The following is a 12,081-nucleotide window of genomic DNA, read 5'->3' on the forward strand; positions in this document are numbered from 1 at the left end:
AAACTGCTGATTTTCCGCAGTCTCTATCCTTCTCTCAGATAGCCGGCCGCATCCTTGGCAAAATAAGTGATAATCAAGTCTGCTCCAGCCCGCTTCATACTGGTCAAGGTTTCCATGACTATAGCTTTTTCATTGATCCAACCCTGCTGAGCTGCTGCCTTGACCATGGCGTATTCTCCACTGACATTATAGGTCACCAGAGGCAGCCTAGTTTCCTGGCGCAGCTCTCTGAGGATATCCAGAAAGGCCAGAGCTGGCTTAACCATGAGAAAGTCTGCTCCCTGCTCCTCATCGCTCTTGGCTTCTCTTAGAGCCTCCAAGCGATTGGCCGGATCCATCTGATAGGTCTTGCGGTCGCCAAAGGCCGGAGCACTCTCGCCTGCATCACGGAAAGGCCCATAAAAGCTAGAGGCAAACTTAATCGCATAGGACATGATAGGAATATCTTCAAAGCTCGCCGCATCAAGCCCCTGACGAATAGCCGCCACAAAACCGTCCATGGCATTGGAAGGCGCAATGACATCTGCTCCAGCCCTGGCTTGGCTGACAGCAACTTCTGTCAGTCTAGTCAGAGACAGATCATTGTCCACTTCCTCCCCTCGCAAAATACCGCAATGGCCGTGACTGGTAAACTCACAGAGACAGGTGTCTGCAATGACGACCGTCTCAGGGAAATGCTTCTTGATCAGACGGATAGCTTCCTGGACAATGCCGTTTTCAGCTGAAGCCTGACTGCCTCTTTCGTCCTTTTCTGACGGAATGCCAAAGACGATAAAAGCCCGAATGCCCAAGTCCACACATTCCTGCACTTCTGGCAGCAAATCCTCGAGTGAGAACTGATAAACTCCCGGCATAGAAGCTACCTCTTGCTTTTCAGTTAGACCTTCCTTGATAAATAAGGGCTGGATAAAGTCATCCACAGACAGCTTGGTTTCTCGAACCAACTGCCGCAGACCGCTGCTTCTCCTCAGTCTGCGATGTCTATAAAATTCCATGCTTCTTCTCTTCTTTCTTGATTATTTCCTTTACCATTTCCTCAACAGAAGGACTCTGGGGCTGGTAGTCTACCCCATAGCCGGACTCCTTGACTGCCTGAGCCGTTGTCTGGCCAATGACTGCAATCTGATGGCTGGTCGCTAGATGGGGCTTAATAGCACAAAAACTCTGCCAAGCCGACGGACTGGCAAAGGTCCAAATCACATCCTTCTGGGACAGATAGGTCTCGAGCTGGTCCTGACCAGCAGGATTTGAGGTCGTTTCGTACATAGGCCAAGCCCAGACCTCATGGCCTTCTTCTTTTAATTTCTCAGCCAGACTGGGATTGGATAAGCTGCTCTGGGGCAGCAAGATCTTCTGCGTTGGCAAAGCCAAATCCAACCACTCCTGAATAAAGTCAAGACCATAGTGGCTGCTAGACTCAAAATCACAAGCTCGGCCTAGCTTATCCAGTGCCTGACTGGTCTGAGGTCCAATGGTCGCAATCTGGTAGTCCGCTTTCAGATAAGGACTGAAAGCCTCTACTGCGACAGCACTGGTAAAAAAGACCCAGTCGGCTTCTGACAGAATTGCTTGGACTGCTTCTGGCAAAGGTAAAGACTGACAGCGAATGAGAGGAACATGATGCGTCTCAAATCCAGCCTGTCTGATCTTTTCTAGCCAAGTAGAGTCTGGCGCCTGCTCTCTGGTAAAGATTATTTTTTTAACCATGGCATTCCTACTGCTCCCTTATCGGCTAATTGGCGCACAGCCTGCTCTGCCAATTGCTGGCCATCCTGCCCTTGAAGGATGACAAAGACACATTGGCCGTCCTCCTTGGCCAGCATGGCCTCTAGCTGGTAGTCCTGACCGTTTTTCTGGGCAAAAGCAGCGATAGGGAAAGTACAGTCTGCATTCATCTGAGCCAAAACTGCCCTCTCAACTTCCACTTCAGCTGCTGTCTTCTCATCCTGAACAGTTGCCAAGAGACTCCGCAGTTCCTCATCCTCTTCCCGGCATTCCACTGCCAAAGCTCCCTGAGAAATAGCCGGCAGGCAAAGACTGGTCTCTAAAGGCTGAATGTGAAGATGGCTTTGGTCCAGCCAGCCCAAACGTTTAAGTCCAGCCATAGCCAAGACAATCGCATCGTATTCACCTTCTTCCAGCTTCTTGATGCGTGTATCAATATTGCCTCGCAGTGGCTTGAACGTCAAATCCGGCCTCTGAGCCTGCAGCTGAACCTGTCGGCGAATGCTGCTGGTTCCTATAAGAGCGCCCTTAGGCAGGTCAGCCAATGTCTGGCCAGCTTGACGGAAAATCAAGCAATCTCGAACATCTTCTCGCTGGCTAATCGCACCGAGTGCACAGCCCTCAGCTAGTTTAGCGGGCATGTCCTTGAGACTGTGGACTGCCATATCAATCTCACCAGCCAAGAGGGCTCGCTCGATTTCCTTGACAAAGACTCCCTTGCCGCCAATTTCCTGGAGGCTGACATGGGTCAATCGATCTCCTTTTGTGGTATAGGGAACGAGGACAAAATCCCGCTCTGGATGGAGCTTCTTGAGCTGGTCGACTAACTGCTGGGTCTGGGTCATAGCCAGCTTACTCTTGCGGGTTCCTACCTTAATGACCTTCATCTTTTCCCCTTTCTCTGTGCAAGCCAAATATCTTGGCAATCAAGGCAATGTCATAGTCTGAATGCTCTCCGACTGACAGCTCTTTGAGCTGCAAGATTGGCTCCTTCAAGACTTGGTTGATAATACTCTTCATGTGCTTGGAAATCTGCTTTTGCTCCCGCTCGGTCAAATCCGGAAACTTACGATTAAGGCTTTCCATGGCCGAAGCTTGAGCTTCCAAAGCCTTATCCCTGATTTCCTGAATCAGAGGAATAATGCCCAGTTGCTGACGCCAGTCAGCAAACTTGACCAGCTCCTCATCAATCTCCAAAGCAATCCGACCGGCAATCTCCTGCCGTTCCGCTTTGTATTGCTCCAGTTGATTGGTCAGATTTTCGATATTATAGAGCTTCAGAGATGAGCCTGGATGGCAGGAACGAGGCAGACAGAGGTCAAACACGACCGCATCCGCCTTAAGCATGGAGGGAAAGATAATATATTCTTCCGTTTTAACAGCTGAAAAGACCACATCCGCATCCGCCAGCACTGCCTCCAACTCATCCCAGCCATGGGCAGATACCCTGTCCTCTGTCAGAAAAGGCTGGGCCTTGCTGACTGTCCGATTGAGCAGCATGACTGATTCGAATGGCCGCTGCAGAGCATACTTAGTCACCAACTGACCAATCTCTCCCAGACCGATAAGAGCTACCTTTTTAGTGCTGTAATCCAGCCCCATTCGGTCCAATTCTTGGATGGCGGTCAGACCGATAGAAATGGGCCGGTCATTGATTCGATAAGTATCATGCATGCGCTTGGCAAAGGTCAGCGCCTGCTTGAAAGCCTGATTGAGGACAATTCCAGTCGTACCAGCATCTTGCGCTGTCAGGAAAGCCTGCTTGAGCTGGCCCAAGACCTGACTTTCACCGACAATCTTGGATTCCAATCCGATAGAGACCCGCAGCAGATGCCGCAAGGCCTCATCCCCCTCACGAAAGACTAAATATTCTTCTAGCTCCTTGACAGGAATCTGAAACCAGTCCGCCAAAAAATGCTTGGAATAGTAGCGGCCAGTGTGCAGCTGGTCCACCACCAGATAGAGCTCGGTCCGATTGCAGGTGGACAAGATGATATTTTCCAAGATACTTTTTTCTCTTTTCAGGAGCTTCAGAGCTTTGAGCCCCTCCTGATCTGAAAAATGGGCTTTTTCCAAAATTGTCAGCGGCGTTTCCCGATGGGTCAAACCCACATATAATAGGTGCATGCTTCTTTCCTTCTTTTAAAGTTGGTCTAAAATTGCTTCTATCTTCTTGCGAATCTCCTTGGAACGGCTGGGCGAGAGGCCGTTGGTCGAAATCATAACAGATACGTCCTTCTTTCTCGCAATGGCTACATTGTAGAAGTCAGAAAAGGTCTTATCGCCCGTATTGTTTACCAGCTGACTGGGTGCCGCATCCTCCATAATCTGGCGGTTGACCTCCGCCTGATCTGTACAGGCAAAGACCAGTTTCGCGCCTTCCAAATCACCTGTCTGGTAGGGTCTAGCTAGCCATTGGACCTCCGCCTGCGGAATGTCAGCATGCAGAGTCGGACTGACCACTGTCACAGCAGCCTGCTCAGCCAGCAGGGTCTTAATCTTCCGCGCTGCGACCTTGCCGCCTCCCACTACCACGACTTTCTTCTCTCTGATATTAATCATGACTGGATACATGCTAGCTTCTCCTATTTCTTTTCCCGAAAGATTTTCGCGCTGCGTTTGTAGACTGTATCTGGCTCCTCTAGGCGGTCATTGACCAATCGAGCCAGCACAAAAAAGTAATCCGACAGACGGTTGATATAGATCAAGCCTATCTCATTGACCGCTTCTTCTGCCTCTATAACAGCTACCATGCGTCGCTCTAAGCGTCTGGTCATGGTGCGGGCCACATGCAGGAGACTCGCAATCCGATGGCCGCCCGGGATGATAAAGCGGTCGATTTTCGGAGGAATATGCATATACTCGTCCATCCGCTCCTCCAGCCAGCTGACATTGGCTGGCTCTTGCTTGTAGGGGCGTAACTCCCGCGGCGTAGCCAAGTCGCTGCCACAGTCAAAGAGGTGCTGCTGGATTTCCTCGCATTCCAAACGCAGGTCATCCAAGATAGGATAGTCGCGCATCTCAGATACGACATAGCCTAGATGAGAGCATAACTCATCCATCGTTCCATAAGCTTCGACCCGAATATGGGTCTTGGATACTCGGTCCCCACCGTAGAGCCGTGTAAAGCCCTTGTCTCCGTATTTCGTATAAATTCTCATTTCTCTTCTCTGTTGATGATTTGATAAATCTGCTCCATGTCCAAAGACTTGCGCAGGACGTCTGCCAACTTATCATACTCTCTGTCTTTAAAGTCTTTGATACTGACAAGCTGGTCCTCTAGCGGTTCTAAGCCCTTAGCCAGACGAAGTTCATTCAGGTACTGGCGAGTCCATTCTAGATTGTCAAAGACCCCATGAAGGTAGGTTCCTTGCACCTGACCGCCATAACCCACTGCTCCATCCAGACGCTCGGTCGCCTCACCATTTTGTTCCTTGATGATGGAAAATGGCTCAAGGCTATCCGCCAGCTGGGTTTCCCCCATGTGAATCTCGTAGCCTTCTAGTTCTTGCCCCTCATGCAGGGCTCTGACCTGCGTCGTCCTCTTGACCGGCTGAAGCACCGTCTCTGTCTCTAAAATTCCCAGACCTCTAGTCTCTTCTAAATCGGACTCAAGGTGCAGCGGATCGCTAATCTTCTGCCCCAGCAGCTGATAGCCACCGCAGATTCCAAAGATTCGCACGCCCTGCTCCAGACACTCGAGAATCTCGGCTTCAAGACCAGAGTCGCGCAGATAGTTCATGTCTTCAATGGTGTTTTTACTGCCCGGCAGAATCAAGAGGTCCGGTCGACCAATCGCATCACCAGGCTGGACATAGCGGACAGAAACATCCGGCTGGATTTCCAGACTGTGAAAATCCGTAAAGTTGGACAGGCGCTTGAGGCTGACAACTGCGATATCCAGACTCTTTCTGCTATCAAAGCGCCGGCTCTTCTGCACCAATGCCACACTGTCTTCGCTGTCAATATCCAGCTGGGCATAAGGCACGACTCCGATAACCGGCACCTGGGTCAGCTCCTCAATCATATCAATACCGGACTGCAGCAGGGCCACATCGCCACGGAATTTATTGATAATAACACCCTTGATTCGCTTGCGATCCTCAGGTGGCATGAGCTCAATCGTTCCGTAGATAGAGGCGAAGACGCCTCCCTTATCAATATCCGCCACTAAAATCACTGGCGCATCAACTAGCTTGGCCATGCCCATATTGACAATGTCTCGGTCATTGAGATTGATTTCAGCTGGACTGCCAGCGCCCTCAATGACGATGATATCATTCTCAGCACCTAACTCCTCATAGACTTCCTTAATCTTAGGCAGAAGCTGCTGCTTGTATTCATGGTATTCGACAGCATCCATATCCCGCAGCACCCGACCTAAAAAGACAACCTGGGACTTGCGGTCAGACGTGGGCTTGAGCAGAACTGGATTCATGCGGACATCCGGCTCTTTACCAGCTGCCTCAGCCTGAACAACCTGAGCCCGGCCCATTTCATCTCCTTTTTTGGTAATAAAGGAATTAAGCGCCATATTCTGCGACTTAAAAGGCACCACTTCTAGGCCATCCTGCTTAAAAATCCGACAGAGGCCCGCCGCAATAATGCTTTTTCCAGCATCTGAGGCAGTCCCCTGTACCATCAATGATTTGACCATGTTCCATTTCCTCCTAGCTGCTCAAAGAAAGCAGCTTCATTTTCTGCCAGCGGCGTCTGGATAGTCTGATGAAGTTTGACAATCCAAGGTACAGCCAAGCCTGCCTCTACTAGCAGATCTCCCTGCTGGAAGAAATCAAACTTGCTGCCCTCCGCTATCAAATGCCCCTTCTGCAGCAGATAGGCATAGTCACAGCAATCATACATCAGATCCATGTCATGGCTAGATACGATAATGTTGGTTCCAGCCTGGACCAGCTTTTTCATGGTCGCTGCCATCTGGTCCCGCCCTTTTGGATCCAGTCCTGCCGTAGGCTCATCCAGCAGCAGATACTTGGGCTGTAGGGCCAGCATGCCAGCAATAGCCACCCGCTTTTTCTGGCCGTAGCTCAAATACTGCAAGGGTCTGTCCTGCAGATGGGAAATGTCCATCATCTCTAAAGCCGTCGCGACTCTGCTTGCTATCTCGTCTTCTTCATAGCCTAAGTTTTCCAAGGCCATACCAATATCGTCCTTCACAATGGTATAAAAGAGCTGCTGCTCTGGATTCTGAAAGACCATATTGACATGCTGCCGATACTGAAACAAGGCCTTCTTAGAGTCGCCCACAGGCTGACCATCATATAAAATGCTGCCCTTCTGCGGTTTGAGCAGGCGGGTGATAATTTTCATGATGGTAGACTTACCTGAGCCGTTAACTCCTAGAATGCCGGTAATCCGGCCTTCTTCGAAGTCCATAGAAATATCGTGCAGCGTTGGATTTTCGTCATACGCAAAAGAAATATTCTTCACTTGTAACATCTGAGTTTCCTATCTACTTTCCATTATAGTATAAAAGCAGTCTTCTTGTAAATGCGCTTTCATTATTCACTGTGCTCTGCATCAAATCTTAGCGTCAGCACCTCATTTAACTGCTGATTATCATCCAGCAGTTTGACAAAGAGAGTATTGGCTAATCTACCCCAAGCCTGGTGTTGCTTCCTTTTATTGTAAAAGGAGAATTTTAAGTCCAAGGTATCCCGAATGGTCACAAACTCATAGAAGACCAGGAAAATGAAGCGATACATGAGGACAATCAAGTCTAGCAGTACCCGCGGGACGTGCATGGCTTTAAAAAGCCGCAGCATCTGCGCAAAAGGCACTGTCAGGACAAAGAAATAAGTCGAAACCAAGGATGAATAGATGCGCAAAAGGATAAAAATGGTCTGTTGAACAGAGGATTGACTGATGCCCAGATAACCCTGACCTAAAGGCAAGGCCAGCAAGAGCTGTTCCTGATTATTCTGATAGGTCAAGATAAAGGTCAAGAGACTAATCAGAATAAAAATACTGGCGTGCAGATACCACTTTAGATAGCGCAACCACGGAAGCCGAGCTAGATAGCAAGTCAGAGGCGCCACCAAGACAATGAGCCCTAGCTGCAGACTCCTGACACCAGAAAAACTGACAGCTAACAAGAGTACATAGATGACAAATTTATAAGCAACCGGCAGATTTTTCAACCGGTTTTGATAGGCGTATTTATCAATCGCAAACATGAGGTAGCTCTCCTTTCTAGCTATGTTTTGCAATACCTCCCAGCACAGAGCAACTCCGGTCCCAGACAAGCTGAATCGCTATCAAGAACCAGAGCTCGCTCTTACTGTTGAAGGCTTTTATTTATGTTCAGAAACTTCCTTTTGTTGGCCTTGTTTTTTCCCTTTGTGGTAGCCAATGACATAGAAGATGATCCCCGCTCCGATACTGCCTTGCAGGGTAAAGAGCAGACTCTCTACTTCCGGACCTGCTGGCTCAAAAATCGGTGAAAACCAAGGCTCGTAGTCTTTTTGGATAGTGCTAATGGTTTTTTCAGCAGCGTCATCTGTTCCACTGTATTCCACACCCTTAGGGGCAAAGATAAAGGCAGCTAGAGTGACTGCTACTGCAGCCAAGATTAAGATGATATTCTTATATTTTTTCATTTGAACAGACCTGCTCTTTCTTTGATATTTTCTGAGATCAAGTTATAGAGGACAACTGTCAGCAATCCTTCTACGATAGCAATCGGGATTTGAGTGGTCAAGAAGACACCCATGAATTTCAATGCAGAACCAACAAAACCGCTGTTAGCATCTGGGAAGACTAAACCGAGCTGGATAGAAGTTGTCGCATAAGTGGCCAAGTCAGCAATCACAGCACAGATAAAGATAGATACCGGTGTAGACAGCTTGATGGATTTAGCAAACTTATAAACGAAATAACCAACAAATGGACCAACTACTGCCATTGAGAATGCATTGGCACCCAGAGTAGTCAAGCCGCCGTGAGCCAAGAGGAGGGCTTGGAAGAGCAAACAGATGGTTCCCAAAACGCTGATAACGGACGGACCAAACATAGCTGTCCCCAGACCAACCCCAGTCGGATGCGAGCTAGATCCTGTAACAGACGGAATCTTCAAAGAAGACAGGATAAAGATAAAGGCACCGGACAAGGCTAGCATGGTCTTGGAATTTGGATCCTCTGCAACGATTTTCTTGATGCGCATCAAGCCGACCACAAAGAAAGGCAGGAATACGGCGAACCAGAAGATACACCAAAAGAGTGGAAGATAGCCTTCCATGATATGCATAGCTGACACAGACTGGGTACTCAGTACCGCCAAAATAGCCAACAAGGCCACAAAAGTTACTTTTTTATTTTTCAATAGTTTCATATTTTTTTCCTTTACTAAGAACCTAAGCTCAAAAGGATGAATGTTTATCCATGAACATGGGTTCTGATATTAAAAAATCTTCTTTTTCACGAGGAAGGTAGTAAAATAAGGCAGCTTGGTTTCTGGTGTGATTCCCTCGAGGCCCAGCAGGGTCTGCTGCTTATCCGTCGAAGAATTGCTAACCATAAAAGTCTGCTGCAAGAGACCTAGCTTTTCTAGCAGAGGCAGGACAGTATCTAGGTGATTGGCCACCTTCATCAGCACAATCGAGTCATGCAGCTCAAGCGCCGCCTCGATCTTCTCAGCTGAAGCCGTAGCCGGCATGACCGCCAGAGACTCCTCATCCATGGTCAGAGGCTGACCTAGCTCAGAAGCCATGCTACAGAAAGAGGTGATACCAGGGATGGTCTGACAGTCGATTTCCTTTTCCAGCAGGGCCAGCAGATAGCTGTAAGTACTATAGACCATGGGGTCACCCAGTGTGATAAAGCCGACATTCTTGCCAGACTTGACATCCTCTGCGATTTCAGCAGAGATGGCCTGCCACTGGACTTCTTTGGTCGAATTGGAACGGACCATAGGGAAATGCCGCTGCTTGATTTCCAGATGCTCTTTCAGGTAGGGCTCTGCAATGCCTAATGCAAAGCTTTTACTCCCTTTCTTAGCCTCAGGTGTATAGAGAATATCTAAGTCTTCCAAAAGCCGACTGGCCTTGATAGTCACTAGCTCGCTATCACCCGGTCCCACACCAATTCCGTAAAATTTTGCCATGCCTTCCTCCTATTCGATGATTTCTTCTAAGTGCTGGATGTAGAGCTGCTGAACCTTAGGATATTCTCCCAGACCGACCAGATGGGCCTTGACCTCATATCCCCGCTCCTTGAAGAAGTGATACCAAGAACCTTCCTCATCTGAGCTCATATCATTGGTCGCATGGTCGCCTGCTACCAGCATGAAGGGTGCTAGATGAACTTCTCGGACACCTTCTTTCTTCAGTTCCTGCTCAATCAGCTCAACCGGAGGATAGCTTTCTACACATCCGATATAGACTGAGTTTCCCTTCATCATATGATCCAAGGCCGCATAAGCTGTAAAGGCATAATGCTGACTGCCATGCCCCATCAGAACGGTTGCTGCATCATGACCTTTATGGCCATACCGTTCCAGCAGAATATCCTTGACAGCCTCATAGTCTTCCTGACTGTTGAGCAGAGGCTTGGCAACGACTAGTTTTTTAAAAGCTGATTCAAACTCTTTGGCTTGGGCAAGAATCTTTTCATACTCGCTGCCCAAAATGACATGGAGAGGCTGGATATAGACCTCTTCAGTGCCCGCTTCCAAGAGCTGCTCTAACACCTCTTTGACCGTAGGAATATCTAGCCCTTCCTGCTTCTTAATCCGCCGTCTAACGACATTGGAAGTAAAAGCTCGGTGGACCGGATAGTCTGGAAAATGTTCCTGAATAGCCTGCTCACAAGCCTCGATTGTTTTGCGTCTGGTCTCGGGATAGGTTGTTCCGAAACTGACAACTACTATAGCTTTACTCATGATTCACCTCCTTTCAGAGAATTTCCCGACATTTATCAAGGATGGAAGCAATCGTCGCTTCATCTGTCTCAACAATCTCGCTAAAGCCTGCTTCCTCTAAAACAGCCCGCGTGCTGGCACCCATGACAACAATAGGAACATCTGTCCAGTCAAATCCAGCTTCTTGACTAGCCGCTACAAAGTTCATGGCCGCAGCAGAGTTCGGAAGACAGACAACTTCCATCTCTGACCAATTGTCACTGCTAATCTGACTGTCAAAGGCCAGCCTGTGACTAGCAATAATCGGCAGCGAATAGAGTTCTGCCAGACTGGCTTTCTTATGCTCAGCTGTCAGAATATACCAGTTGCCGCCTTCTTTTTCCAGAGCAGCTGCAAAATCCGCATCCGACTGCTGTGGCGTCATCCGATCCAGCATAATCCCGCTCGCTTCGATAGACTTAGCCGTATGATGACCAACAGCCGCAAAGCGAATGTGCGGCAGACTGCGCAAGTCTTTGCCTGCCTTGCGGAGGGCTTTCAAGAAGAGCGGCCAGCTCTGCATATCTGCAAAGAGGAGACCATCTACCTGCTCCAAGTCCGGCAGCTGCAATTCTAGCTCTTCAACCAAATCTCGAGCAGGGAAAGTGGTCAGTGCAGCCCCAGCATCCCTGAGCAAGCGAGGAAGCCTGCCAGTCTCTGACTGCTGGATGAAGATTTTCCGACCGAAAAGCGGCAGATTCTCATGGAAATTCAGCTGCTGTCTATAGGCCACGACATCACCTACCACGATGACACTCGGCGCCTTAAAGTCCTCAGCTTCTGCTAGTTCTACTATGTTACCCAAGGTTCCATCCACTGAACGCTGCTGAGGATGGGTTCCCCATTCAACGATGGCGGCTGGCTTGTCCTTGCCATAGCCTCTAGCCGTTAGCTCTTGGACGATGGAAGGCAGATTTTTCATGCCCATGAGGAAGACCAAGGTTCCTTTGAGCTCAGAAATGGCTTCCCAGTTGAGCATTTCTGTCTCATCCTTGAGATGGGCTGTAAAGACATGGAAGCTAGTCGCTACATCCCGATAAGTCATAGGAATCCCTGCATAGGTCAGACCAGCCACAGCAGAGGTGATGCCTGGCACCACTTCAAAGTCCACACCGGCTTCCACCAGCTTGACTCCTTCTTCTCCGCCTCGGCCAAAGATATAGGGATCACCGCTCTTGAGGCGGACTACTCGTTTACCTTGACGGGCTTTTTCGATAAGAATCTTTTCAATCTCTTCCTGTCGGATGCAGGGCTGGCCTGGCTTTTTGCCGACATCTATCTTTTCGCAGTCAGACTTTAGATGCTGAAAGAGCTCTTGATTGACTAAACGGTCAAAGACCAAGACATCTGCTTCTTGAAGCCGTCTCTTGCCTTTGAGGGTCAACAACTCCGCATCGCCTGGACCTGCTCCCAGTAATGTTACTAAACCGGACATTTTTTCT

At 48.9% G+C, this 12,081-nt stretch carries 14 protein-coding genes; all 14 read right to left on the reverse strand.

The window, feature by feature from the left end:
• Positions 1 to 23: 23 nt before the first annotated feature.
• The 14 genes from hemB to cobA all read right to left on the reverse strand — a co-directional run bounded on the left by hemB (position 24) and on the right by cobA (position 12,074).
• Positions 24 to 995, reverse strand: coding sequence for a porphobilinogen synthase (gene hemB / locus MK370_RS05110; protein ID WP_268684420.1), 972 nt, complete (start codon positions 993 to 995; stop codon positions 24 to 26).
• Positions 982 to 1,707: a uroporphyrinogen-III synthase gene (locus MK370_RS05115; protein WP_268684421.1), complete on the reverse strand. Its 726-nt coding sequence runs from the start codon at positions 1,705 to 1,707 to the stop codon at positions 982 to 984. Before MK370_RS05115 ends, hemB begins: the two co-directional genes overlap by 14 nt.
• Positions 1,692 to 2,612 carry a hydroxymethylbilane synthase gene (gene hemC, locus MK370_RS05120; RefSeq protein ID WP_149566127.1) on the reverse strand — a complete coding sequence of 307 codons (921 nt, stop codon included), beginning with the start codon at positions 2,610 to 2,612 and terminating at the stop codon, positions 1,692 to 1,694. The genes MK370_RS05115 and hemC overlap by 16 nt, the downstream gene beginning before the upstream one ends.
• Positions 2,599 to 3,852, reverse strand: a complete 1,254-nt coding sequence (gene hemA, locus MK370_RS05125; RefSeq protein WP_125340426.1) for a glutamyl-tRNA reductase — start codon at positions 3,850 to 3,852, stop codon at positions 2,599 to 2,601. The genes hemC and hemA overlap by 14 nt, the downstream gene beginning before the upstream one ends.
• Before the next feature lie 15 nt (positions 3,853 to 3,867).
• Complete coding sequence (locus MK370_RS05130; protein WP_002903866.1) at positions 3,868 to 4,299, reverse strand: precorrin-2 dehydrogenase/sirohydrochlorin ferrochelatase family protein; 432 nt, start codon at positions 4,297 to 4,299, stop codon at positions 3,868 to 3,870.
• 11 nt (positions 4,300 to 4,310) lie between these two features.
• The gene (locus MK370_RS05135) at positions 4,311 to 4,886 is read right to left on the reverse strand and encodes a cob(I)yrinic acid a,c-diamide adenosyltransferase (RefSeq protein WP_002898252.1); all 576 of its coding nucleotides are present in this window, start codon (positions 4,884 to 4,886) and stop codon (positions 4,311 to 4,313) included.
• On the reverse strand, positions 4,883 to 6,382 hold the full coding sequence (locus MK370_RS05140) for a cobyric acid synthase (RefSeq protein WP_268684422.1): 1,500 nt from the start codon (positions 6,380 to 6,382) through the stop codon (positions 4,883 to 4,885). Before MK370_RS05140 ends, MK370_RS05135 begins: the two co-directional genes overlap by 4 nt.
• Entirely contained in the window at positions 6,367 to 7,182 is an 816-nt protein-coding gene (locus MK370_RS05145; protein ID WP_125407455.1) for an energy-coupling factor ABC transporter ATP-binding protein, read from the reverse strand. The genes MK370_RS05140 and MK370_RS05145 overlap by 16 nt, the downstream gene beginning before the upstream one ends.
• 62 nt (positions 7,183 to 7,244) lie before the next feature.
• On the reverse strand, positions 7,245 to 7,919 hold the full coding sequence (locus tag MK370_RS05150; protein ID WP_268684423.1) for a CbiQ family ECF transporter T component: 675 nt from the start codon (positions 7,917 to 7,919) through the stop codon (positions 7,245 to 7,247).
• A gap of 117 nt (positions 7,920 to 8,036) precedes the next feature.
• Positions 8,037 to 8,342, reverse strand: coding sequence for an energy-coupling factor ABC transporter substrate-binding protein (locus tag MK370_RS05155; RefSeq protein ID WP_002917642.1), 306 nt, complete (start codon positions 8,340 to 8,342; stop codon positions 8,037 to 8,039).
• A complete protein-coding gene (locus MK370_RS05160) occupies positions 8,339 to 9,073 on the reverse strand; it encodes an energy-coupling factor ABC transporter permease (protein ID WP_002898257.1) in 735 nt (244 codons plus the stop codon). Before MK370_RS05160 ends, MK370_RS05155 begins: the two co-directional genes overlap by 4 nt.
• A 69-nt stretch (positions 9,074 to 9,142) precedes the next feature.
• Entirely contained in the window at positions 9,143 to 9,844 is a 702-nt protein-coding gene (locus MK370_RS05165) for a cobalt-factor II C(20)-methyltransferase (protein ID WP_002901133.1), read from the reverse strand.
• Between the two features lie 9 nt (positions 9,845 to 9,853).
• A complete protein-coding gene (locus MK370_RS05170; protein WP_126435886.1) occupies positions 9,854 to 10,621 on the reverse strand; it encodes a sirohydrochlorin cobaltochelatase in 768 nt (255 codons plus the stop codon).
• 13 nt (positions 10,622 to 10,634) lie between these two features.
• Positions 10,635 to 12,074, reverse strand: a complete 1,440-nt coding sequence (cobA, locus tag MK370_RS05175) for a uroporphyrinogen-III C-methyltransferase (RefSeq protein WP_268684424.1) — start codon at positions 12,072 to 12,074, stop codon at positions 10,635 to 10,637.
• Between the last annotated feature and the right edge of the window lie 7 nt (positions 12,075 to 12,081).

The organism is Streptococcus sanguinis, from assembly GCF_026781265.1.
GTDB classification, from domain to species: Bacteria; Bacillota; Bacilli; order Lactobacillales; family Streptococcaceae; genus Streptococcus; species Streptococcus sanguinis_T.